We start from the raw sequence: 24,786 nt of genomic DNA, 5'->3' as shown, positions 1-24,786 counted from the left end.
TCCTATACTGATTCGCTTTGGCGCGGCGTCGCCGCGTGGCTTGCAACACGTCAAAGGGGAATTGGGCATGGATCTGGGGATCAGTGGCAAGACGGCTTTGGTGTTCGGCGGCAGCCGTGGCATGGGCCGCGCCTGTGCGCTGCAGTTGGCGCGCGAGGGTGTGGCGGTGACCATCGCCGCGCGCAATCCCGAGACGCTTGCGCAGGCCGCGGCCGAGATTTCCAAGGAAGCCGGCATCGGCGTGGGCTGGGTGTCGGCCGACCTGACCCAGGAACACGGTCGCGATGCGGCCATGGCCGCGTGCCCGCAACCCGACATCCTGATCAACAACGCCGACGGCCCGCTGCCCGGCGATTTCCGGGACTGGACGCGTGAGGACTGGATCGCATCGTTGGACGCGATGATGCTGGGGCCCATCGACATGATCCGGCGCGTGGTCGACGGCATGGTCGAGCGGCGCTTTGGCCGCATCGTGAATATCGTGTCGCGCAGCGTGAAGGCGCCGCATGCCGAGCTGGGTCTGTCCAATGGTGCGCGTTCGGGGCTGATCGGCTTCGTGGGCGGCCTGGCGCGGCAGACGGTGCGGCACAACGTCACCATCAACAACCTGTTGCCGGGGGCCTTTGCCACCGACGCGCAGGTCAGGCACGTGCGGGGCATGTTGGAACAGTCGTCGGACAAGACCTTCGACCAACTGTGGGAAGAGCGTGGGCGCGCCAACCCGGCCGGGCGCTTTGGCCAGCCGGAAGAAGTGGGCGCGTTGTGCGCCTATCTGTGTTCGGCGCAAGCCGGCTACATGACGGCGCAAAGCCTGTTGATCGATGGGGGCGGCTACCCCGGTACGTACTGAATCCCGCCGCGCGCGGCGGCGGCTTCCGGCTGGACGCGCGCCGGACTAACGGGCAAGATTGGCTCCCATCGCGTTCGAGAAAACTCATGGACCAGACCGACATCAAGATCCTGGCGTTGCTGCAGAAAGACGCTACCTGTTCGGTTGCTGAAATCGCCGAACAGGTGAATCTGTCGGTGACGCCATGCTGGCGCCGCATCCAGAAGCTGAAGGATGACGGCGTTATCGCGCGCAACGCCATCTTGCTTGACCCGCGTGCGCTGGGCTTGAACCTGACGGTGTTCGTGTCCATCAAGACCAGCCAGCACAACGAGAAATGGACGCAAAGCCTGATCAACGCCGTCATGGCCTTGCCGAACGTGGTGGAGTTTCACCGCATGGCGGGCGATATCGATTACCTGCTCAAGGTGGTGGTCGAGGACATGGCGGCGTATGACCGCTTCTACCGTCGGCTGATCGGCGCCGTGGACCTGCTGGACGTCAGCGCCAGCTTCTCGATGGAGATCATCAAAAGCACGACGGAACTGCCGCTGGACGCGGTGTAGCGGCGTTGTTGCGGCAGCGTTGTGGCTATTGAGCAAAAATTTTTCGCGGCCGGCCACTGCGGCGGATGCAAATTTCTTTCGGCGTGTTGCACAAGGCCTATCTCGCAATGCTTTTGCGCAGTGTGCGGCGTAGGATATCTCTCGTTCCCATCAGGGAATGAATCGGGATATCAGAGGACCCTATGTCGTTCGCAGTACCCGCCGGCTGTGCCGGTATGGCAAAAGCGCGACAAGCGCGATCGGTGGACGACCTTTTGGCCGACTGGAACGGCGTTGACGACTTATGGGTGTTCGCCTACGGGTCCCTGATCTGGCATCCCGGCTTTGCGTGGCGCGAGCGCCGTCTGGCGACCGTGCGTGGCTATCACCGCTCGTTGTGCCTGTGGTCGCACGATCATCGCGGCTCGCCAGACAACCCTGGCTTGGTCTTCGGCTTGAACCGGGGCGGTTGCTGCCGGGGCGTGGCCTACCAGATCGCGGCGGCCGATGTGCCCGATGTGTTCCAGGCGCTGTGGCGTCGCGAGATGGTGACCGGCGCCTACACCCCCCGCTGGATTACTTGCCATACCGAAGCCGCGCCGGTGCGCGGACTGGTCTTCCTGCTGAATCGCGCCTGCGATGAGTACGCGGCCGACCTCAGCGACGACCGCCTGATCGCGTCCGTGCGCAATGCCGTCGGCCAATCTGGGCCTTGTCTGGACTACGTGGTGGAGACCGAGCGCGCCTTGCGTGCGCACGGCATCGACGACTGGCGCCTGGGTGATCTGGTGCGCAGGCTGGGCCAGGCTTTCTGAGCGTTGGCCCTCGCGCCTTGGCTCAGAAGTGCCAGCGGCCGAACATATACAGGACGTTGCCCGCGCCGCTTGAGCCGGGGATGTAGGTCGCGTAGAACATGGCGTCTTTGTAGCCGGCGCCCACCAGCGGCAGGATGCCGGGGAACGGCATGTAGCTCATGATGTCGTGCCGCGCGGTCAGGAATACCGTGTAGCCCGCGCCCAGGCGGAAGTTTTCGCTGACTTGCCCGATTTTCAAGAATCCGTAGCCGGCAATCGGTTCGACCTTGCTGTGCGAATCCAGGAACGCCATCGCGTACAGGCCCTGCCAGTCGCCGTCTTCGTCGTAGATGCTGCGGCCATAGCCGGCGCCCCACGCCAGCTCGTTGAAGCTGTCGACTTTTTCTTTGCTATACATGGCGCGGTTGTGCCAGGCATAGCCGGAAACGTAGAGGTCGTTGCCCCCTTCGGTCCAGATCTGGTCAAGGCGATTGCAAGCGGACTGTGCCCACGAGGGCATGCTTTCACAGGCTTGCGCGGCGGCGGTGAAAGTCGAGAGCAGCAGGCAAAGAAGGGCTGCTCGAAATGCGGTGATCATTACGGGTACAGAAGGATGAAGATGACAATTTCATGACTGTACTTGTTGTCATCGCTCGATCCCTGTCAGTACGCTTTCATCAAACGGCGTTCGTGGCCTCGGCCCCAGGAAAGGGGCGGTCAGGCAAACGCAAAATCAAGAATTTTCTGTGGTGGCCGTGCTACAGCAGGAAGATGGTGGCCAAGCCCAGGAAGATGAAGAACCCCAATGAGTCGGTGGCGAAAGTCAGCAGCACTGACGACCCCATGGCGGGATCCTTGCCGAAGCGCGCACGCACCATCGGCACCAGCACGCCCACCGAGGCGCCGACCAGCATGTTGCAGATCATCGCCGCCATCATCACCAGCGCAATCGAGAGCGAGCGCGAGATCACCCAGGCGAACAAGGCGGCCACCAAGCTGCCGCACAGGCCCACCAGCAAGGTCACGAACAATTCGCGCTTGACCAATTGCCACAGGTTGCGGCCCGTGATCCGGCCCATGGCAAGCGCCCGGATGATCAGCGTCATGGTCTGGTTGCCGGAGTTGCCGCCGATGCCGGCCACGATCGACATCAGGAAAGCCAGGATCACGATGTGGCTGACGGTGCCTTCAAACCGCGACGCCACGAAGGACGCCGTGGCGGCGGTACAGAGGTTGAGCAGCAGCCACGGCGCGCGGTTGCGCAGCGCCGTGGTGACAGGCGCGAAGATGTCTTCTTCTTGCAGACCCGCGCGCGACAGCGCTTGTTCCTGGGAGTCTTCGCGCATCACGTCCACCACATCGGCGATGGTGACGCGCCCGATCAGGCGCCCCTGGTCGTCCATCACGGGGGCGGAGACCAGGTCGTAACGTTCAAAGGCCCCGGCCGCGTCGGCGTCGGAATCCAGGGGGTTCAGCGTCAGGAAGTCGGCGTTCATGACGGCGCGCACTTCGGTTTCCGGTTCGCTGACCAAAAGGCGCGACAGCGGCAGGATGCCTTGCAGCTTGTCTTGGCGGTCCACCACGAAAATCTGGTCGGTGTGGTCGGGCAGTTCGTGCAGGCGGCGCAGATAGCGCAGCACCACTTCAAGCGTGACGTCCTCGCGCACCCGGACCATTTCGAAGTCCATGATCGCGCCCACGCTGTCTTCCGGATAGCCCATGGCTTCCAGCAACTGCGCGCGTTCTTCTTCGGTCAGGCCCTTTTGTACTTCGGCCACCACGTCGGGCGGCAGGTCGGGCGCCAGGTCGGCGAGTTCGTCCGCGTCCATGTTGCCGGTGGCGGCAACCAGGTCCTGGCGATCCATCGCTTCAATCAGCGATTCCCGAACCCAGTCTTCCACTTCCAGCAGCACGTCGGCGTCGTGCTCGGGGCTGACCAGCTTCCAGATGGCCTGGCGTTCATCCTTGGGCAGCGATTCCAGGATGAAGGCGATGTCGGCCGGATGCAGGCCGTCCAGCAACGTTTTGAGTTCGGCCTCGTGCTGGCGGTGAACCAGGTCTTCGACCAGCGTGGCCTTGGCATCGCCTTCTTCCTGGCGATGCACCAGGTCGGCCACCAGTTGTTGGCGGCGCAGGCGTTCCTGCACTTCGGCCAGGGCGGTCTGTGCGTCTTCCGGGTCGAGGCGGCGGGGCGTCGCGGGCGGTTTCTGCGCGGCGGCGGACTGCGTCATGCGTTACGGCTCAAAGAGAAGGGAGGGGGCGGCTGCGCCGTGCTTCATCGGTGGCGACATACGTCAGGGTGGCCTCGGTGACCTTGACGACTTCGGCGTCCAGGCGCTGGCGTTCCGCGTAGACCTCAACCGACACCGTGATGGACGTGTTGCCGGTCTTGACGATGGATGCGTAGAAGCTGAGCAGGTCGCCCACGAAGACGGGCTCTTTGAACTGGAAGGCGTTGACCGCCACCGTGGCGACCCGGCCGGCGGCGCGGCGCGCGGCGGGAATGGATCCGGCGATGTCGACCTGGGCCATGATCCAGCCGCCAAAAACGTCCCCGTGGATATTCGCATCGGCCGGCATCGGCATGACGCGCAATACCGCGTCGCGATTGGCGGGCAAAGTCGTAAACGGGGATTTGGGGCTGGAGGTCATGCGGCCGACTCCAATGCATGGGAATCAGCCGATTATGCAGGAAAAACGAGACAGCGGCGTGCGTGGCGCAAGCCGTCGCGGCGCTTTGCCGCGACGGCTTGGAAATCAGGTGGCCAACTTCACGATCCCGTAGCCGCCAACCAACAGCCACGCGTACAGAATCAGGCCCAGGGCCATTACGCGGGGGCCCGCTTTCTTGATCTGGGCAAAGCGCGTTTCGATGCCCAGCGCGGTCATGGCCATGGTCAACGCAAAGATGTCCAGGCGGCGGATGGCTGCAATGGCGTCGGCGGGAATGATATTCAGCGAGTTGATAATGGCCAGCACCAGGAAGCCGACGGCAAACCAGGGAATGGGAAGCTTGCCGCCCTTGGCCTGGCCACCCGCTTGGCTGGCGGCGCTGCGCAGGTACATGCCCAGCACCAGCAGCACCGGCACCAGCAGCGCCACGCGGGTCATCTTGACGATGGTGGCGACTTCGGTGGTGGCGGGGTCGATATTGCTGGCGGCGCCCACGACCTGCGCCACTTCATGGATGGTGCCGCCGATATAGATGCCCAAGGCCTGGGTGTCCAGGCCAAGCCAGCCCGCGTGATACAGGATGGGGTACAGGAACATGGACAGCGTGCCAAACAGCACTACGGTGGCGACGGCGACCGCGCTCTTGTGGGGGGCGGCCCGCAGCGTCGGTTCGAACGCCAGCACGGCGGCCGCGCCACAAATGGCGCTGCCCGCGGCGGTCAGCATGGCGGTATCGCGATCCAGGCCCAGAATGCGTTGCCCGACGACGGTACCGATCAGCAAGGTGCCCAACACCACCGCCACCGACACGGCCAGGCCCGGCAAGCCCACGGCCGCGATCTGCTGGATGCTGATGTTCAGGCCGTAGAAGGCCACGGCAATGCGCAACAGGCGCCGCGCGGTGAAGTTGACGCCCACACCCCAGTCAGCCGGCATCGTGCCGCGCAGGAAGTTGCCGTACAGCATGCCGCACACAATGCCCACCACCAGAGGCGAAAAGCCCAGTTGGCGAATGGCGGGCAGGTCCGCCAACTGCATCACGGCGGCGGCCATCAGTCCGACGAAAAGCACGCCGTTGAGCTTGTCGCGCCAGGGGGTGGCGGTGACGGCGGCCAAGGTGTTGGCGCTGCTGGCCGACGGGGCCGGGGCAGCGGGGGTAAGGGGAACGGTGGTGCTGGTCGAAGTGCTCATGACGGCCCTTTGGGCATATCTAAATAACTTCCCGAAATATTAGAGGCCGCATCGTTATTTGAAAAATCTTTATTTTGAATATTTAATATCGGAAATTCTGATATTAAAGGGGGCGCTATGACGCCAGATCAGTTGCTGTCGTTTGCATGCGTGGCCGACACGGGCAACATCAGCCGCGCCGCTCAGCTGCTGAATTTGTCGCAGCCGGCCGTATCGGGCCAATTGCGCGCGCTGCAGGACTGGTTTGGCGAACCCCTGTACCGCCGCAGTGGTCACGGCATCGCCCTGACCGAGGCGGGCGAGCGCCTGGCGGAGCAGGCCCGGCAATTGCGGCAGGTCTACCGGCAGGCCCAGGCGGTGCGGGAATCCTGGCGGGGATTGGAAACGGGCGCCTTGCGCCTGGGTGCCAGCACTACGCCCGCCAGCTACCTGTTGCCGCGCCTGGTGGCGGATTTCCGCTCGGCGTTTCCGGCGGTCAGCCTGCACCTGTCGGACGGCAACACCCGGGAAATCGTCGAGCGCCTGCCCGCGCTGGATCTGGCGTTTATTGAAGGCGATGTGCCGTCAGGCTTGCCGTCGGACACGGCGGTCCATGCCTGGCGTCAGGACGAGGTGGTGGCGATTGTGCGGGCCGATCATGCGCTGGCGGCCAAGGGGGCGGTGACCTTGCGGGATCTGGCGGCTTCGCCGCTGGTGATGCGCGAGCCGGGCTCCGGGGTGCGCCGGCTGGTTGAGCGCGCGTTCGCCGATGCCGGGCTGACCCCGTCCGTAGGGCTGGAACTGGCCGGTGTGGAAGGCGTGAAGCAGGCGGTGCGCGCGGGGCTGGGCGTGGGGTTCGTGTCGGTGATGTCGATGCGGCACGAAGACGGCGCCTTGGCGGCGTTGCGCCTGTTGCCCAGGCCGCTGACACGCACGCTGAGCATTCTGGTGCCGCACGCCGATGCCGCCGCCCGCGCCGCCGAACGCTTTTTGGCGATGTGCCTGGCGGTCGGGGCGGCAGACGGCGGTTAGGGCTCAGGCCTTGGCCAGGCGCTTCAAGGCAAGTTGGACCCAGTACGTGCCGCCCAGGGGCAGCAGCTCGTCGTTGAAGTCGTAGCTGCCGTTGTGCAGCATGCAGGGGCCCAGGCCGTGGCCGCTGTCGCGGTGTTCGCCGGTGCCGTTGCCGATCCAGACATAGCAGCCCGGCAGCTCCTGCAGCATGAACGCAAAGTCTTCCGCGCCCATGGTCGCTTGCACGTGGTCGTTGACGTTGGCATCACCCACGATGTCGCGCAGCACGTCGGCGCAGAACGCGGCTTCTTCGGCATGGTTGATGGTGGGCGGATAGTTGCGCTGGAATGTGAACTCCACTTCGCAGTCCATGGCCGCGCAGGTGTGCCGCGTGATCTCTTCCATACGGCGTTCGATCAGGTCCAGCACATCCAGCGTGAAGGTACGCACGGTGCCGCGCAGTTCCGCGTGGTTGGGCACCACGTTGTCGGCGCTGCCCGCGTGGATCTGGGTAATGCTGAGCACCGCGGCATCCAGCGGATTGCGGTTGCGCGTGATGATGGTCTGCAGCGATTGCGCCAACTGCACCGCCGCCATGACGGGGTCGATGCCCAGGTTGGGCATGCCCGCGTGGGTGCCCTTGCCTTTGACGACGATCGAAAATTCGTTGCTGGACGCCATGATGGGGCCGGGGGTCAGGCCGAACTGGCCGGGCTTCATGCCGGGCCAGTTGTGCATGCCGAACACGGCTTCCATGGGGAAGCGCTTGAACAAGCCATCGTCGATCATGCGCTTGGCGCCGCCGCCGCCTTCTTCAGCCGGCTGGAAAATCACATACACCGTGCCCGCGAAATCGCGATGCTGGGACAGGTATTGCGCCGCGGCCAGCAGCATGGCGGTGTGGCCGTCGTGGCCGCAGGCGTGCATCTTGCCTTCGTTTTTGCTGGCGTGCGCGAAGCTGTTGACCTCTTGCATGGGCAGCGCGTCCATGTCGGCGCGCAGGCCCACCGCGCGGTCACCGGGCAGCTTGCCGCGAATGATGCCGACCACGCCCGTGCCACCCAGGCCGCGATCAATCTCGATGCCCCATTCTTCAAGCTTGGCCGCCACGACGTCGGCGGTGCGAAATTCTTCGAAGGCCAATTCAGGATGCGCGTGAATGTCGCGGCGGATCTTCGAAATATCCTGGTGCCAGGCGACGATAGGTTCGAGCAGTTTCATGGGAGAAGGGGGGCGGAAAAAGGGAACGCAACAAGGTTATCATCATTCAAAAATCTGTTTAATGGAGACAAACACCATGACGCGACCGTGGCTTGCTCACTATCCGCAGGGGGTGCCGGCAGAGATCTCCACCGAGGGCTATTCCTCGCTGGCCGACCTGTTGGACCGGGCCTGCAAGCAGTACGCCACCCGCATCGCCTGCACGGCGATGGGCAGCGATATCACCTATGCGCAACTGGATCGGCATGCGCGCGCGTTTTCCGGATGGCTGCAAAGCCTGGGCCTGGAGAAGGGCGCCCGGGTGGCGTTGATGATGCCCAACGTGCCGGCCTATCTGGTGGGTATGCTGGGCACGCTGCGCGCCGGGCTGGTCGTCGTGAACGTGAACCCGCTGTACACAGCCGACGAACTTGAACGCCAATTGCAGGACAGCGGCGCGTCCGTCATCCTGATCCTGGAAAATTTTGCGCACACCTTGCAGGCCGTGAAGAACCGCGGCCAGCTCAAGCATGTGGTTGTGACGGCGCCGGGCGACCTGCTGGGCGGCCTGAAGGCGCCGCTGGTCAACTTCGTGGCTCGCCGCATCAAGAAGATTGTGCCGGCCTGGAGCATCGACGGCGCGCACACGTTGCCGAAGGTCTTGGGGGCGGGCGCGAACCTGCCATTCACGCCACCCACGCTGACGATGGACGATATTGCGGTGCTGCAGTACACGGGCGGCACCACCGGCGTGCCCAAGGGCGCGATGCTGTCGCATCGGAACCTGACCGCCAACGTGCTGCAGACCGAAGCCGTGGCGCAGCCCGTTGTGCATGACTTGTCGAATACCCAACTTACGATCATCAGCGCGCTGCCGCTGTACCACGTGTTTGCAATGACCGTCTGCGGCTTGTATGGCATGCATGCGGGCATGCGCAACGTGCTGATCATCAACCCGCGCGACCAGCCTTCGCTGATCAGCGCGTGGCGCAAGGTGCCGATCAATCTGTTTCCCGGCGTCAACACCTTGTTCAATGCGCTGGCGCATAACGCGGATTTCGCCAAGCTGGATTTTTCGGCGCTGCGCCTGACTTTGGGCGGTGGCATGGCCGTGCAGCAGTCCGTGGCCGAACGCTGGTTGAAGATCACCGGCCGGCCACTGATCGAAGGCTACGGCTTGTCGGAAACCTCGCCCGTGGCCACGGTGAACCCCACCAACGCCACGGCCTATTCCGGCTCTATCGGCCTGCCGCTGCCGTCCACCGACGTGGCCATTCTTGATGATGCCGGCCACGAAGTGCCGTTGGGCGAACGCGGCGAAGTGGGCATACGCGGGCCGCAGGTCATGCTGGGCTATTGGCAGAAGCCCGACGAAACCCGGCAGTCCATGACGGCGGACGGGTTCTTTCGCACGGGCGACATCGGCATCATGGATGACAAGGGCTATACGCGCATCGTGGACCGCAAGAAGGACATGATCGCGGTGTCCGGATTCAAGGTCTATCCGAACGAGGTCGAGGCCGTGGTGGCGCAGATGCCGGGTGTGCTGGAGTGCGCGGCCATCGGCGTGCCGGACGAGCACTCGGGCGAAGCCGTCAAGGTGTTCGTGGTGAAAAGCGACGCGTCATTGACCGAGGCGCAGGTGCAGGACTGGTGCCGCGAAAAGCTCACGGGCTACAAACGCCCGCGCTTTGTGGAATTCCGCGATGAACTGCCCAAGAGCAACGTGGGCAAGATTCTGCGTCGGGAATTGCGTCCCGACGCGCCGGCCAAAGCGTCTTAGGCTTCGGCGGGAGGCTCGCCGCCAAGGTGCGGCGCAATCATCTCGTGCAGGGCGCGTTCGATGGCGGGGTTGCCCGCCACAACGCGCCCGCCGATAGGCCAGGGATCCAGCTTGTGCATGTCTGAACACGTGCCGCCTGCTTCGCGCAGGATCAGCGTGCCGGCGGCCACGTCCCACGGCGCCAGCCCCATTTCCCAATAACCGTCGTAGCGGCCGCAAGCCGTCCAGGCCAGGTCCAGCGCGGCTGCGCCCATGCGGCGCACGCCGCGCGCGCGCTTGATGGCGTCGTTCAGCATGGGCATGTACTGCCCGGCGAAAGAAAAGTCGCGGAACGGAAAGCCCGTTGCCAGCACGGAATCTTCAATGGTCTGCGTGCGCGAACATTTGATGCGGCGTCCATTCAGCCAGGCGCCGATGCCATACACCGCGGTGAACAGTTCTTCGCGGTTGGGGTCGTAAACCACGCCGGCCACGGGCGTGTCTTCAGTGAGGGTTTCCGTGGCTGACACCGCGGTGCCCGCATGCGCGATCAGCGCGATCGACACGGCATAGTGAGGGATGTCGTGCAGGAAATTGGTGGTGCCATCCAGCGGGTCGATGTACCAGGTGGCGCGGCCTTGGGGCTTGCCGCCCGTCTCTTCAGCCACGATGCCGAATTTGGGCGTGCGCGTTTGCAGTTCCTGGATGATCACGGCCTCGGCTTCGCGGTCTGCTTGCGATACGAGATCGTTGCGCGCCTTGCGGTCGATCACGAGGTCGGCCCGATGATGCGCGTAGGATTGCAGGATGGCTGCACCCGCATGCGCCGCAGTGACTGCCGCGTCGATCGCGGCGCACAGGTCGATGGGTTGGGCCAGTGAGCGGGGCTGATCATAGGTGTCCATGTAAACCAGTGTAAGCCCAGGTATGCGTCAAATCCGCGGCAGCCACGGGAATCCGCGCCGCCGCGTGGCGTCTATCCAACGCCCGGGCCGTGGCCAGTCGATAATTCGCGTTTGTCACAACCTTGATCCTTTCTTCGAAGAGCCCATGTCCGCGCCTTACGTTCCCCTGACCCCCGCAGTGGTCGACTTTGATGCCGACGGCAAGCTTCATAACGCCGAGTCCGGCGATGTCTACCCCCTGTATGCCGGGTCATTCAGCGACCGGGAGCAGGTATTCCTGCGCGGCAACGGGCTGCCCGAGCGCTGGCGCGGATGCGACGTATTCACTGTCTGCGAGACCGCTTTCGGCCTGGGCCTGAACTTTCTGGCGCTGTGGCATGCGTGGCGGCAAGACCCGCAGCGGCCTTCGGCCTTGCATGTCGTGTCGATGGAAGCGCATCCGTTCTCTCGGGATGACTTGTCGGCATTGCTGGTGCGTTATGCGCCGTCGCCCATGGCCGAGTTGGCGCGGCGTCTGGTGGAGCAGTGGCCCACGCTGTTGCCGGGACTGCATCGGCTGGAATTCGAGAACGGCGCGGTGACGCTGACGCTGGGTTTTGGCGATGCGCAGGTGCTTGCGCCACGCCTGGACGCGCGCGTGGATGCATTCTTTCTGGACGGCTACATGCCAGAACGCGATTCCGACCCGAAGTCAGCGCCGTTGCTACGCGCGCTGGCGCAATTGGCGGCGTCCGGGGCCACCTTGACGGCTGCGGTCGGCACGGAAGCACTGCGGCGTGCGTTGCAGGATGCGGGATTCGACGCGCGCTGCGTGCCGATCGACGGGGGCAAGCGGCAAATGATCCAAGCCACCGCCCGCGTGCAGGGCCGAGCGGCCGGGGCTGCCGCGACGGCTGCGGCCGTCAAGCATGCGGTGGTGGTGGGTGCCGGGCTGGCGGGCGCCGGCATCGCGCAAGTGCTGGCCGGGCGGGGTTGGCGAGTCACCGTGTTGGACGCGGGTCGGGCGCTGGGGGCGCCGGCGCATGCCGGGCATGTGGCCGCGGCGCTGACGCCCGTGGTGGCGCGTGATGACAATGCGCGGGCACGCCTGTCGCGCGCCGGGAGCCAGCGCGCGCTTGCGCGATGGCAAGGGCTGGCTGGCGACGCCGCACCGCGCGTGTGCGGCACGCTTCAGGTCGAGCGCGACGCGGGCAAATCCGCTGCATTGGCGAGCACATTGGAAACGCTGGCTTTTCCGCGCGACTGGGTACGGCAGGTGGATCGCGACGAAGCCAGCGCCTTGGCCGGCTTGCCGGTGGCGCGCGGCGGCGTGTACTTCGCGCAAGGCATGCTGGTTCAACCGAACCGACTCATCGACGCCTTGCTGGAAACCCCCGGCGTGAGCGTGTTGCCGGGCAAGGCGGCCCGGGTCGAACGCCAGGGGCAGGGATGGCGCGTGCGCGATGCGCAAGGCGAGGAATTGGCGCACGCCGACACCGTCATCCTGGCCAATGCCTTTGGCGCGCGCGCGGTGCTGGCCGAAAGCGGGCTGTTGGACCCCTTGCCGCGTGTGGAGCAGATGCACGCGCTGGCAGGCGAGGTCACGCTGGTGCCCGGCGAGGCGCTTGCGGGCGGGCCGCGCTGCATCGTCGGTGGCGAGGGCTATCTGCTGCCGGACGTGGGCGCGGGCTGCGTGGTCGGCAGTACTTACGTGCATGGCGCCACGCAAGCGGTGATCAGCCCGGAAGGGCAACACACCACGCTAGCCAAGGCAGCCGGGCTACTGAGCGGTCACTTCCCGGCGTTCGATGCGTTGGTGCCCGGCACCTTGCCCGGTTGGGCGGGATGGCGGGCTGTGTTGCCCGGGCGCCTGCCCGCAGTCGGGGAGCTACCGCACGCGCCCGGCCTGTGGTTGGCCGTGGGCTATGCGTCGCGCGGCTTGTCGTGGTCGGCTTTGATGGGCGATTTGATCGGCGCCCGGCTGGCGGGCGAACCCGCGTTGCTGGAAACCGATCTGTCCAAACTTATTTCACCACGGTGAAAAAAAGTTTGGCCGCGAATGGGGGCTCGACCCAGGTGGCGTAGAATTGCGGGAATTGCCAGGATTTGGCGCCAAATAGGCCGTAATGGCCTCGTTGTTGGCGTTTCGGCGGCGCGCGGCACTAGGCCGACAGGCGCTGATCGAGGGCTTTATGACCCCTTTTTATGGATGAGAAACCCATCCAGAAGAGGGACCGAGTTTATTTCAAAGCTCAAATCCGTCAAAATAGCGTCTTTTGATGGTTTTTGGCTTAAGCCGGGGGATGCTCTGTGCCGCCCAAGTTCGACTTTGCCCATACTACCCAGCTCGACACCATCGAGCTGCTGACGTCCCGCCCCAGTCGCTTCGATTTCGACGCGGGCGATGGGTTGCACCTGGTAGTCGAGGCGCATGCGCCTGGTGTTTTTCGCCTGCGCTGCGGCGAGGCGAACCACCTGAATGATGACAAGCCCGGCGCGCGTGCGCGCGCCGTGGCCGAGATGCTGCTCGCGCGCCAAGAGGCCGTGGGCGAAGCCTCTATTGCCCCTCGCGAAGGCGGGGACGGCTGGCGGATCACACAGGGCGACGTTGCCCTGGAGATCCAGTCCAACCCGGTGCGCGTTGCGATCTATCGCAACGAGGAACGGGTGTTCGAGTCCGAGGTTTCCGCGCATACGCCCGCATTCGGGCACAACGCGCTGGACCAGGAAGACGATGCGGTGTGGACGGCGGGCTTTACCTTGCTGGCCGACGAACGCATCTTCGGCCTGGGGGAAACACCGGGCGACCTGAACCGCCGCGAAGAATCGGTGGTGTCCGATGACCCCGAGCACCGCGCCTTGCCGCTGGCATGGAGCCCGCGTGGCTGGGGCGTTTACGTCAATACGATGCGCCGCGTTGAACATTCCGTGGGCGTCGCCCCGGCGGATTCGGCCTACGTGCTGACCGTTGACGACGCCGTGCTGGACGTGTTCCTCTTTGCCGGCGAGCCCGCCGAAATCCTGAACCAGTACACCGCGTTGACCGGCCGCGCCGGCCAGCCCGTGCTGTGGGCGATGGGCGCGTGGCTGCAACAGGCCACGGGCGAAATGCCCACGCAGACCGTCGCCTTGCTGGCTCGCATGCGCGAAAACCAGATTCCCGTGGATGCCGTGACGCTGGCCCAGCCGGCGGCGTGGGGCTTCCAGTCGGATAAGGCGGTGTTCGAATGGGACGCCCAGCGCTTCCCCGACGCCAAGCAGATGCTGGCCTTGTTCCACAAGCACAACGTGCATGTCGCGGCATCCGGTTTCCCCGGCGTGCTCAAGACCAGCCCCTTGTTCGAAGAACTGGAAGACCGCGGCTGGTTGTTGGCCAAGGAAGACGGCGCCGCCCAGGTGTTTGACGGCATCGCCGCCACCTCGGGCCAGCCCTTCGGCCTGCTGGACCTGACTTACCGCGACATCTACAACATGTGGGTCGAGCGTCACCGCCAACTGATCGAAGATGGCCTGGACGCGCCTGCGTGCGATGCCCAGCTTGCCATTCCTGACGGCGTGACGGCCCGCAACGGTGAAACCGGCCCGGCGCTGCGCAGCATGTATCCGCTGCTGGTGCGCCGCGCGCTCTTCGATGCCGTGGCCGGCCTCAAAGTGCCGCCCGAAGGTGTCGTGCCCAGTTCCGCCCTGTTCCCCGCCGCGCAACGCCTGCCGTGGCAGGTGGGGCCGCAAGCCGAGAACTCCTGGGACGGCTTGCGCCATACGCTGCGCACCGCTTTGTCGATCGGCGCCAGCGGCGTGCCCGTGCAGGTGCACGGCATCGGTTCGGCATCGCGTGACCGCGCGGGCATGACGTCTGAACTGTATTTGCGCTGGCTGACCGTGGGCGTGTTCTCCGCGAACTTCTCGTTCCAGGGCGTGGAAGGGCTGATGCCTTGGGACTTCGGCGACGAAACCCTGGCGCAGGCCAAGACCTGGATGCAGTGGCGCTATCGCCTGGTGCCTTATGTGCTGGGCGCCATCGAGGATTCCGCCCGTACCGGCCTGCCGGTGCAGCGTTCCATGGCCCTGTCTTTCCCGAACGATCCGCATGCCCACGAGTGGGACCTGCAATACCTGCTTGGCCCCGCCTTGCTGGTAGCGCCGGTTACCGAACCCGGCAAGCAGGTGCGCGTGTATCTGCCCAAGGGCGAGGCCTGGTGGGATTTGAACACCGGGCATCGCTACGAAGGCGGCACCACCTGGACGATCGACTGCGAACTGGGCCAGTTCCCGGTTTTTGGCCGCGAAGGGCACATGCTCTGTCTGGGACCCGCCGCGCAGCATACGGGCGAGTTCAACTCGGCCCGCATCCTGGACGAGGTCTGGATGTTCGGCATGCCGGTGCATAACCCGGTTGTCATGCGCAACAAGATCCGCGTGATGCAGATGCAGGGCTCCAGCTACATCAAGGGGCTGGAAGGGCTGCGCATCTCGCCGTCCGAAGGTCTTGAGGTCAAGCGCCGGGGGGCGGAAGTCCGCATTTCTCGCGCTCGCTGATATCGACGCGGCCGGCTTGCCGGCTACCGTCATCAAAAGGGGCAGTCAGGAAGGCTTTCCTTCCGACTGCCCTTTGCGCGTTTTGCCGACGCCCGATTGCAGTGTGTAGCCACCCCTTGGTGACGAGCGGGCGGGCCATGAGGGCGCAGCATATTACTTGTAGTTATTAAAAATGAAAAAAACGGTCGTTCTCTTTAGAAGAGAAAAGATACAAAATCGCTTGCCATGATTCACATCGAGAACCTATCCAAGACCTATGCCACGCCGCATGGACAATTCCAGGCGCTGCGAGGCATCAACCTGCATATCGAGCAGGGCGAGGTCTTCGGCATCATCGGCCCCAGCGGGGCCGGCAAAAGCACGCTGGTCCAATGCATCAACCTGCTTGAACGCCCCAACGAAGGCACGATTGCCATCGGTGGACAGCAACTTACCGGCCTGAACGAGGCGCAGCTTCGTGGCCAGCGCCGCCGCATCGGCATGGTGTTCCAGGGCTTCAACCTGCTGTCGCGCCGCACTGTCTATGGCAACGTGGCGCTGCCGCTGGAAATTGCCGGCGTCGCCAAGGCCGAGATCCCGGCCCGCGTGGAACGCCTGCTGGCCCTGGTGGGGCTGGAGCATCTGCGTGATCGCTATCCCAGCCAGATCAGCGGCGGCCAGAAGCAGCGGGTGGGCATCGCCCGCGCGCTGGCCAACAACCCCGACGTGCTGCTCAGCGACGAAGCCACGTCCGCGCTCGACCCCGAAACCACGCACAACATCCTGGCCCTGCTGCGCGACATCAATCGCAAGACGGGCGTGACGGTCGTCATGATTACGCACCAGATGGAAGTGGTGCGCGAAGTGTGCGACCGGGTGGCCGTGCTGTCGCAAGGCGAAGTGGTTGAAATCGGCAGCACGCGCGAAGTGTTCGCGCAGCCGCGCCACGAGGTCACGCGCGGCATGGTGTCGGCCGCCACCGCATCCGACCTGACCGACGCCACCTTGGCGGCCGTGAAGGAACGCATCGCCACGCTGGTTGCCGCCGCGCCCACCCAGGCCGTGCGCCTCTTGCGCCTGTCCTTGACCGGCACGGATTCGTCGGGCTCGTTCCTGACCGATCTGTCCAAGCAGTTCTCGCTGGACGTGGGCCTGGTGCAGGCCCGCGTTGAAGATATCCAGGGCGTGGCCGTGGGCACGATGTTCGTGCTGGTTCAAGGCGCGCCCGAAGCGGTCAAGGACGCGATTGCCGCGTTGGCCGCCCGTGACATTACCGTTAAAGAAATAGCTCATGAGTCCGCAACTGATCGATCTGCTTATTACGTCGCTGCTTGACACCCTGCTGATGGTGGGCGTGGCCAGCGCCATCGCGGTGGTGATCGGCATCCCCCTGGGCGTGACGCTGACCGTGACCGCACGCGGCAACATGCTGGAAAACCAGCCCGTGAACCACGTGCTGGGCGCCATCATCAACGCCACGCGTTCGGTGCCCTTCGTCATCTTGATGGTTGCCATCATTCCGTTTACGCGCCTGATCGCGCAAACCTCCATCGGCACCACGGCCGCCATCGTGCCGCTGTCGGTGGCCGCGATTCCGTTCATGGCCCGCATCGCCGAAAACGCCATGCGTGAAGTGGATCCGGGCCTGATCACCGCAGCGCGCGCCATGGGCGCATCGCCGATGCAGATCATCCTGAAGGTGCTGTTGCCGGAGGCCTTGCCGGGCCTTATCGCCGCCACCATCGTCACCGTGGTCAGCCTGATCGGCTATTCCGCGATGGCCGGCGCCATCGGCGGCGGTGGCCTGGGCGACCTGGCCATCCGCTACGGGTATCAACGTTTTCAATCGGACGTCATGGCCGCGGTCGTGATTGTGCTGATCGTTTTGGTCCAGGCAATCCAAAGCCTTGGCGATCGCTTCGTGCGCCGCATGTCGCATCGCTGAGCGCCCCGGCGCCGCTTCGTTTTCGCTGCAATCTTCTTTCTACTTCCGTTACTCGGGATATCGCAACATGAGCATCAAGGTTTTGAAGTCGCTGGCTGCATTCGCCCTCGGCGCCGCCGTAATCGCCCAGCCCGCGCTGGCTCAAGACAAGCCGCTGAAGGTTGGCGTTACCGCCGGCCCGCACGCGCAGATCTTTGATGTGGTCAAGGCCGAAGCGGCCAAGCAGGGCTTGAACATCCAGGTCATCGAATTCACCGACTACGTGCAGCCCAACGTGGCGCTGGCCGCGGGCGACCTGGACATGAACAGCTACCAGCACCAGCCCTATCTGGACAACGCCAACGCCGACCGTGGCTACAAGCTGGTCAGCATCGCCAAGACCGTGATCTTCCCCATCGGCATCTACAGCAAGAAGATCAAGTCGCTGTCGGAACTGAAGGACGGCGCCCGCATCGCCTTGCCGAATGACCCCACCAACGGCGGTCGCGCCCTGTTGCTGCTGCAAGCCAACGGCCTGATCAAGCTGCGTCCGGAAGCGGGCCTGAAGGCGACGCCGATCGACGTCATCGAGAACAAGAAGAAGCTGCGCTTCATTGAATTGGACGCCGCCCAACTGCCGCGTTCGCTGGATGACACCGACGCCTCGGCCGTCAACACCAACTTCGCGCTGGAAGCCGGCCTGGATCCGGCCAAGGACGCCATCGCCCAGGAATCGCCGGATTCGCCGTACGCCAACGTGTTGGTCGTGCGCGAAAAGGACAAGGACCGCGCTGAATTCGCCAAGCTGGTCAGCATCTATCACAGCCCGGCCGTGAAGCAATTCATCCAGACCAAGTACAAGGGCGCCGTGGTGGCTGCCTGGTAATCCAGGTCCATCGCAAGCCCCGGGACGGCCGCCGCAAGCGGCCGTTTTTTCTGGGCGGCTACAGGGGCTCACCGGCACGCGACGTTAAACGTTTTGACAAGCCCGGAGAAATCCGCCATAATTTCTGGCTTCGGTCGGGCTGATAGCTCAGTCGGTAGAGCAGCGGACTTTTAATCCGTTGGTCGCGAGTTCGAGTCTCGCTCAGCCCACCACAGAACACCGGAATGAAAAAACGCCGCAGTGAAAACACGCCGCTATTACTAGCGGCGTTTTTTTTCGTCTGGCGCCGGCCTTAGAACCGCATGGCCAGCTTGAACATGCCCGACTGCTGGCGGTTGCCGCCACCAAACTGCGCATCGTAGGCCACGCCTGCCGTCGTGTTGCGGGTGATGGACACTTCTGCGCCCAGTCCCACCACGGCGGCGTCACGCGCGATGGGAACGCCCGTCACCGAGAACGTGCTGCCACCGTCAAACGCCAGTTGCTGCTTGGGCTTCACATCACCCATGGCATGGCGCCATCCCAACGACGCGGTCAATCGGCCCGGTGCGCGATCAGCGCCGAACTCCCAAGCGCCGCGCAAGCCCAGCGTGGTGCTGGTCACGTCGTCGGTGGCGCCCGACCCGTGCAGGGCTGCCGTACCACCCGATTCCTGGAAGTCGCGCGTGCGCAACTGGTTCCAGGCCAGGCCGGCGTAGGGCTCGATGCTGGTCGCGTCGTTCAGCGGCAGCTTGTAGCCCAGTTCCGTGAACACTTGCGTCGACGAGGCGTTATACGACGACTTCAGCCGCTGGTTCAGGCTGCCGGCCGCGACGTCGCGTTTCGTGTCGATGTCGTGCCAGGTGTAGGCCGCGCCCGCCATGAAGCGGATGTGGCCGGGCCCAGCGGGGAAGTTTCGTCCGCCGAACATCGTGGCCGTATAGCTGTCGACGCTGGTGCGCGACGCGGCATCCGCGACCGAGCTATGGCTGCCGGTGTAGCCCACCGCTCCGCCCAGGCGCCAACCGTTACCCACCGCGCCGTCGCCGCCCACAAAGAAGCCGCCGGCCGACTGGCTCACGCTGGATGCGTTGCCGTCACTGTCGAACTTGCTCCAATTGCCAAACGCTTGCGCCCAAAGGGGATAAGCGCCGCTTTGCGGCAGCGCGTCGGATGAGGGAGAACCCAATTGGGCCGTCGGCCGTCCGGCCTGCATCGGTGCGTCAAGGTTGCCGCGCAAGTGGGCCAGCGGCAGCGTGCGCACGGTGTCCGCCTGGCTTTGCAACACGCTGGCGGTGCTTGCGTACGCTTCGCCGGAAAGCATGGCCAATGCCGAGCGTGCTTGCTCCGGCGTCATGGAGAGAACCGCTGTCGTGACTTGGCTGGCGCCGGTATTCTTGCCCGCGGTGCTGCCGCTGGCGACGACCGACGAGCCGGCTTCGGGGGCCGTCGTCGTGGTCTCGTTGCCGTTCCCGGTCGACGTCGATCCATTTCCGGCCGACGACGACTCAGATCCCGCCGTCGACGATCCGTTCCCAGCCGACGACGACTCATTTCCCGCCGACGTCGATCCATTCCCATTCGACGTCGATCCATTCCCAGCCGTCGACGATCCGTTTCCGCTCACGGGCGGATCTTCCTGGTCCAGTGCGCCGCCCACGCTGCTCTCGTTGCCGGTTTCGCCCACGCTGCCGATCGGCACGTCGTTGCGCGTCAGCGTCATGAAGGCATTTTTCGCGTCGTAGCTAAGCGTGGGAGTCAGGAACGCATACGCGCTGGAAGCGCCGGTGAACGTGCCTTGAATGCCGCCGTCCGCCGTCAGGATGTTGTAGGTGGTGCGCGGCGCATAGTTGCCGTTGGGTCCCACGTGCGCCACGCTGCCATCCAGGGTGGCCACGCCGGTGACGTGGATGCGGTCGCTGGTGTTGCTGGTGGGGTCGGCGTGTACGCGATAGATGGCGTTTTGGCCGAAGCTGAGGTTGCCATTGACGGTGAGCGTGCCCATGGGCGAGCCATCATTGCCCGGCGAGATGACCGCGGTGGGGTAGAGGGTGGTGGTGCCCACTTGGCCGACACCCGCCAGTACGACTTCGCGGCCGATATCCATCGGGCCGTTCAACTTGCCGTCGATTTCCAACGCGCCGTCGGCGATCAGGATGGGGCCGGTCAAGCCGCTGCTGTCGGCGGTCAGGATCACCGAGCCCGGGCCGGTCTTGACGAAGCCTTCAGTGCCTTGCAGCGGGTTGTCGATGATGTCGACGAACTGGCCCGACGCATAGGTCCCGTCGCCAACGACGATGACCGGCGGGTTGCCGCCGCTGCCGACCAGGGTGATGGGCGCGCCTTGCAGGCGATAGCGGTCGGTGGCGAATTGAAGGCCCGACACGCGGACGGGGCCCGCGCTGCCATCCACGGTGACCGTGCCGGCCGCGCCCGTGAAGATGGCGTAGCCGCCGTCGGGCAGCGCGCCGGTGGCATTGCTGGGGCTGTTCCAGTTGGTGCTGGCAGCGCTCCAGGTGCCGTTGCCGCCACCCGCGCGCGAGGCAGATGCCGCACCGTCGCCGTTCCACAGATTGGTGGTGCTGGGGCCCAGGATCAGGTTGATATGCTTGTCGCCCGTCAGCGTTTGAATGGTGGCCGCGGGCGTGGAGTCGCCGCTGACGCTGCCCAGCGTCAGGCCGTTGCCGCTCAAGGTGCCGCCGTACGACAGGATCCGGTAATAGCCGGCGTTCACGCCCAAGGTATTGACCGTGACGTTCAACGTCGTGTTGTTAATGGTGGCGTTGCCGCCGACCGTGATGTTGTCGCCGGTGCCGGGCTGCGTAATGGGCAAGCCCGCGTAGCCGGTCTCGAAGGCGAACTCGGCGTTGTTCATCGACAGGTTGCCGTTGACGACCAGGTTGCCGTTGGAGACGCCGGTCGGCGTGCCGACTTCGTAGCCGGGGGCGACTCGCGCGCCGCTCACGTTGAGGTCGCCGTTGATGGAGCCGAAGCCCGCGACGATGCCGTTTGATGTCGCGTTGACGTTTCCACCCAGCGTGACGCCGGATCCGCCACCGTTGCCGCCTATCACCAGCGTGCCGCCGTTGACATCGACCCCGCCCGGAAAGTTGACCGAGCCATCGAATACTTGGGTATTCCCCGGGGAAACCGTCAGGTCGGCGGCCATGACGCCGCCGCAGTAAGTCGTGCCCAGCGCCAGCGTCGCCGTCAGCCACTTCTTCGTGCCGTAGTTCAAAACTGCATCCTTTATCTCGATTAATAATCCGAGGCTCAAACATTGCTGGATTGCTTTAAACGTATTGCTACGTAACAGGCCAATCTGCTTGAGCCAAATGGGCTACCCGAAAAAAAGGACGCAATTTATACCAGTTTTTTTATATAACCAAGGATTAATGAATGGATACCATCCTGATTAAAAACCCCAGGGAAAACGGATACCAACCGCAGCGTTAATTAATAAATGTTGGATACCATCCGTACTACATATATTGGGTGAATTGAAACATTAATTATTATTGAAAGACAAATTAGCGCTGAAATGTTTTGACGCAAGCCATGTCAAATTTACTCATCCCCGCATTCAGTTTCCTGATTGCGGGGACGGGTAATCAATACCGCCAGGTCATATGAAGCGAACCGGCGTTTTCGCGGTTGCCGCCGCCGAATTGGCCGCTGTAGGTCAGGCCAAGGGTGGCGTTCTTGGTGATCGCGGTTTCGACGCCAAGCTCGGCCAGCGCGGCGTTGCGTGCGATGGGCGCGCCTGCCACGCTGAAAGCCTGGCCGCCATCGAAGGACATGATGGTTTGCGGCTGCACATCACCAAATGCGTGCCGCCATCCCAAGGTGGCCTGCAGACGGCCTTCGGTTTGGCCAACCGTGAAGTTCGTCAATGCGCGCAAGCCCAGCGTGCTGGTGGTCTGCTTGGTGCTGTCGCTTTGCCCGCGCAACGCGGCGGAACCGCCAGACTCCGAGAACCCACGGGTGCGCGTGTCGCTCCAGGCCAGGCCGGTGAAGGGCTCGATACTGACGTGCTCCGACACGGGCAGCGTGTAGCCCAGTTCGCCGAACAACTGGGTGGTGCTGGCGCCGTAGTCGGCAGTCAGCTTCTGGGACACGCCGGAAACGCTGGCGTGGCGTTCGGTGGAGATGTCGTGCCAGGTGTAGGCCGTACCGGCCATCAGGTTCAACTTGCCGGGGCCGACATCGAATACCTTGCCGCCAAACAATGCCGCGCTGTAGCCGCCAACGTCCGCCTTGGACGAACGGTCGTCCACCTGAATGTTGCTGTCGGTGAAGCCCAGCGCACCGCCCAGGCGCCAGCCGCCGCCCAAGGCATGGTCTACGCCGGCGAAGACGCCGCCTGTCTTCTGGCGCACTTGCGCGGAATCGCCGTTGCCTTTCATGGTCTGCCAATTGCCGATGACTTCGGCCCAGGCGGGCTGCGCGTTCGAGGATGGCAAGGCCGAGGCGGACGGGGTGCCGCCGGCTTGCGCGGTGGGGGCGCCCGGCCGCATGCCCGCGCCCAGATTGGCGCGCAGGTAGGCCAGGGGAATGGCGCGCACCGTGTTGTTAAAGCCCGTCAAGCTGGACGTCACGCTGGCGTGCGCTTCGCCGGACAGGCTGTTGAAGGCGTCAGACGTCGCGCCCTCGGGCAGCGTCAGGATGTAGTCGTGCAGCGGGTTGCCGGCGGGCAGGCTGTCCAGGGCGTTGGCCACGGCGCGCTCGTTGCCGCTTTGCGCCGCGTCGGCGAAGGCGATGGGACGGGTCGGCGTTTCAGGCGTTCCGGGCGTTCCGGGCGATTCCGGGGTGCCCGGGTCCACGGGCACCTGCTTGCGGCCAAGCTGCATCACGACGTTCTGGGCGTCGTAGTGCAAGGCCGGGTCCAGGAAGGCGTAGTTGGACGATACGCTGTCGAACTGCCCATTGACCGCGCCCGCGCTAAGAATGGTGTATTCGCGCTGGGTCTGGAACCCGTTGTCTGGGCCGATATGGACGGCCGACCCCGCCAGATTCGCCGTGCCGCTGACCACTACGCGGCTGCTTGCCGACGATTGCGAATCGGCCGCCACCTGGTAGATGGAGCCCGGCGAGAACGTCAGGTCACCCGCCACGTTCAAGGTCCCGCCGACTTGGCCCGGCGCCAGCGTAGCCCCGCTTTGCAGCGTGGTTGTGCCAACCTGGCCCACGCCGTGCAGTGATGCGCCGCTGGCCACGTTCAGGGTGCCGCCCAAGGTGCCATTCACCGTCAAGGCGCCGCCCAGCACATTGGTGTGCCCGCTGAAAGCGCTTGAATCACCCGTCAAGATGGTTGTTCCGGCCAGCATGTCGATAGTGCCCATGCCCGGCGACAAGGAACTGATGGCGGGGGCGAAGACGTAGTTGGTGCTGGAATGGTTGAAGACCAGCTTGCCGGTCCCGTTGCCAAAGCGCACGCCCAGTGCTGCCTGAAGCACACCCGGCGCCGTGGGGGCATCGCCTGCGGCGGCGCCGATATTCACGGTGCCGGTCGAACCTGCGACATCGGCGATCCGGAGTCGGTTTGCCGTTTCGATGGTGGCGCCGTTGGACACGGTGGCGGTGCCATCGCCGTTATAGCCAACGAGGAAGAGGCTGGAGGTTCTGAGCTTGGTTTGCGGGCCGTCGGCGATGATGGTGCCTTCGGTTGATGCGCTGAAACCCGCGATGATCTGGAGCGCATCGACCAGGGCGCCATCGGTTGCGATCAATTCGCCCTTTGATCCTGCGTTGTAGCCAACGGAAATCCAATGGTTCAACGATGAAAACTGGCTGCCGGTGCCTGAAACCGATAGCTTGCCAATACCACCTGCCTCTTGCCCCACATCGGTTCGGTTGCCGGACGAGGCCGAGGCGCCGCCTTTGATGTCCACGGTGCCCGTACCGCGTAAGCCGATCGTCATGCCGCCGCTGGTTGTCAGCGACGCTCCGGGGCCGGTGATTTCGACTGTGCCCTCAGACCCTGCGCTATTGCCCATCAGCAAGCCGGAAGCTTGCGCCGTGCCGTTATTGGATATCGTGACAAGGCTGACGCCGTTATCGCTGACGGTAAGTTGCCCGGCCTGCAAAGAACTACCCGCGCCCGTGATATTCAAGGTGCCGTGGGATCCCACGTGGGATCCCAACGAAACAGTGTTGGTCGCGATGGCTTTGCCGCCCGCCGTAAGGTTCAGCGTGCCCGTGCCATAAAAGCCGACATTGAAGGCGTTTGCATTCCATTGGGAACCCGCGCCGTTGATGGTGGCCGTGCCCGATTGAAGTTCAGAAACTCCGGGCGTCATACCGTTGGTGGAGTTACTGATAATGGCGGTGTTGCTGGTTAATTGCCCGCCATTTTGCAGCGTAAGCGATGGCCCTCCGATTGCGCCAATATAAATGACGCCTGCCACTGCACTACTGTTCTCGATAATCGGTACATTAGGCGTCACGCTATTGATAAATAGATTGCCGCTTGAGCCGGGAAGCGCCCCCGTCGACCAATTCAGTGTGTCTTGCCAATCATTGCTTTGCGTACCGTTCCACGTAATGCTCTGGGCAAGCACCGGCGTAGCGGCGGCCAGGCTAAGTGCTTGCAAGGCGAGAACGATCGCCCGCTT

Annotated in this window: 18 protein-coding genes and 1 tRNA gene; 11 read left to right on the top strand and 8 right to left on the bottom strand. The window is 64.2% G+C overall.

Translation table 11 applies throughout. The features are described from left to right. Positions 1-67 precede the first annotated feature (67 nt). The 3 genes from ACE04A_RS01520 to ACE04A_RS01510 all read left to right on the top strand — a co-directional run bounded on the left by ACE04A_RS01520 (position 68) and on the right by ACE04A_RS01510 (position 2,189). Positions 68-850 carry an SDR family oxidoreductase gene (locus tag ACE04A_RS01520; RefSeq protein ID WP_279997404.1) on the top strand — a complete coding sequence of 261 codons (783 nt, stop codon included), beginning with the start codon at positions 68-70 and terminating at the stop codon, positions 848-850. 86 nt (positions 851-936) lie between these two features. Beyond that, the gene (locus ACE04A_RS01515; protein WP_006226278.1) at positions 937-1,395 is read left to right on the top strand and encodes an Lrp/AsnC family transcriptional regulator; all 459 of its coding nucleotides are present in this window, start codon (positions 937-939) and stop codon (positions 1,393-1,395) included. A gap of 182 nt (positions 1,396-1,577) precedes the next feature. Next, positions 1,578-2,189 (top strand): gamma-glutamylcyclotransferase, encoded by a 612-nt coding sequence (locus ACE04A_RS01510; protein ID WP_424917729.1) that lies wholly within the window; start codon positions 1,578-1,580, stop codon positions 2,187-2,189. Between the two features lie 22 nt (positions 2,190-2,211). On the opposite strand, the gene pagP is transcribed toward ACE04A_RS01510, so the two are convergent. The 4 genes from pagP to ACE04A_RS01490 form a co-directional block, all read right to left on the bottom strand. After that, on the bottom strand, positions 2,212-2,766 hold the full coding sequence (pagP, locus tag ACE04A_RS01505) for a lipid IV(A) palmitoyltransferase PagP (protein WP_279997405.1): 555 nt from the start codon (positions 2,764-2,766) through the stop codon (positions 2,212-2,214). A gap of 160 nt (positions 2,767-2,926) precedes the next feature. Further along, positions 2,927-4,399 (bottom strand): magnesium transporter, encoded by a 1,473-nt coding sequence (gene mgtE, locus ACE04A_RS01500; protein ID WP_259252608.1) that lies wholly within the window; start codon positions 4,397-4,399, stop codon positions 2,927-2,929. Positions 4,400-4,409: 10 nt separating this feature from the next. Further along, positions 4,410-4,820: an acyl-CoA thioesterase gene (locus tag ACE04A_RS01495; protein ID WP_100853097.1), complete on the bottom strand. Its 411-nt coding sequence runs from the start codon at positions 4,818-4,820 to the stop codon at positions 4,410-4,412. A gap of 105 nt (positions 4,821-4,925) precedes the next feature. Continuing rightward, on the bottom strand, positions 4,926-6,032 hold the full coding sequence (locus ACE04A_RS01490; protein WP_448717866.1) for a YeiH family protein: 1,107 nt from the start codon (positions 6,030-6,032) through the stop codon (positions 4,926-4,928). Positions 6,033-6,149: 117 nt separating this feature from the next. Here ACE04A_RS01490 and ACE04A_RS01485 point away from each other — a divergent pair, with 117 nt between their 5' ends. After that, the gene (locus ACE04A_RS01485; RefSeq protein ID WP_259252606.1) at positions 6,150-7,043 is read left to right on the top strand and encodes a LysR family transcriptional regulator; all 894 of its coding nucleotides are present in this window, start codon (positions 6,150-6,152) and stop codon (positions 7,041-7,043) included. A 3-nt stretch (positions 7,044-7,046) separates the two neighbouring features. On the opposite strand, the gene ACE04A_RS01480 is transcribed toward ACE04A_RS01485, so the two are convergent. Continuing rightward, positions 7,047-8,243, bottom strand: coding sequence for a M20 aminoacylase family protein (locus ACE04A_RS01480; RefSeq protein WP_448717864.1), 1,197 nt, complete (start codon positions 8,241-8,243; stop codon positions 7,047-7,049). Positions 8,244-8,319: 76 nt separating this feature from the next. On the opposite strand from ACE04A_RS01480, the gene ACE04A_RS01475 reads away from it, so the two are divergent. Further along, a complete protein-coding gene (locus tag ACE04A_RS01475) occupies positions 8,320-10,005 on the top strand; it encodes an AMP-binding protein (protein ID WP_279997406.1) in 1,686 nt (561 codons plus the stop codon). Here ACE04A_RS01475 and ACE04A_RS01470 read toward each other — a convergent pair. Next, entirely contained in the window at positions 10,002-10,889 is an 888-nt protein-coding gene (locus tag ACE04A_RS01470; protein ID WP_268079759.1) for an inositol monophosphatase family protein, read from the bottom strand. The genes ACE04A_RS01475 and ACE04A_RS01470 overlap by 4 nt on opposite strands. 145 nt (positions 10,890-11,034) lie before the next feature. Here ACE04A_RS01470 and mnmC1 point away from each other — a divergent pair, with 145 nt between their 5' ends. The 6 genes from mnmC1 (at position 11,035) to ACE04A_RS01440 (ending at position 18,405) form a co-directional block, all read left to right on the top strand. Then, entirely contained in the window at positions 11,035-12,909 is a 1,875-nt protein-coding gene (gene mnmC1, locus ACE04A_RS01465) for an FAD-dependent 5-carboxymethylaminomethyl-2-thiouridine(34) oxidoreductase MnmC1 (RefSeq protein WP_448717861.1), read from the top strand. 269 nt (positions 12,910-13,178) lie between these two features. Next, complete coding sequence (locus ACE04A_RS01460) at positions 13,179-15,404, top strand: glycoside hydrolase family 31 protein (RefSeq protein WP_448717859.1); 2,226 nt, start codon at positions 13,179-13,181, stop codon at positions 15,402-15,404. Positions 15,405-15,629: 225 nt separating this feature from the next. Next, positions 15,630-16,718, top strand: coding sequence for a methionine ABC transporter ATP-binding protein (locus ACE04A_RS01455; protein ID WP_100853090.1), 1,089 nt, complete (start codon positions 15,630-15,632; stop codon positions 16,716-16,718). Then, positions 16,675-17,328: a methionine ABC transporter permease gene (locus ACE04A_RS01450; protein WP_100853089.1), complete on the top strand. Its 654-nt coding sequence runs from the start codon at positions 16,675-16,677 to the stop codon at positions 17,326-17,328. Before ACE04A_RS01455 ends, ACE04A_RS01450 begins: the two co-directional genes overlap by 44 nt. A gap of 67 nt (positions 17,329-17,395) precedes the next feature. Continuing rightward, positions 17,396-18,193: a MetQ/NlpA family ABC transporter substrate-binding protein gene (locus ACE04A_RS01445; protein WP_259252601.1), complete on the top strand. Its 798-nt coding sequence runs from the start codon at positions 17,396-17,398 to the stop codon at positions 18,191-18,193. Between the two features lie 136 nt (positions 18,194-18,329). Next, positions 18,330-18,405, top strand: a tRNA-Lys gene (locus ACE04A_RS01440). A gap of 80 nt (positions 18,406-18,485) precedes the next feature. Here ACE04A_RS01440 and ACE04A_RS01435 read toward each other — a convergent pair. Both ACE04A_RS01435 and ACE04A_RS01430 read right to left on the bottom strand, forming a co-directional pair. Next, positions 18,486-21,410, bottom strand: coding sequence for an autotransporter family protein (locus tag ACE04A_RS01435; protein WP_448717856.1), 2,925 nt, complete (start codon positions 21,408-21,410; stop codon positions 18,486-18,488). Between the two features lie 373 nt (positions 21,411-21,783). Further along, complete coding sequence (locus tag ACE04A_RS01430; RefSeq protein ID WP_485819809.1) at positions 21,784-24,471, bottom strand: autotransporter family protein; 2,688 nt, start codon at positions 24,469-24,471, stop codon at positions 21,784-21,786. Positions 24,472-24,786: the final 315 nt, after the last annotated feature.

The organism is Achromobacter colocynthidis (assembly GCF_057334535.1).
This window is presented reverse-complemented; position numbering and strand designations above follow the sequence as displayed.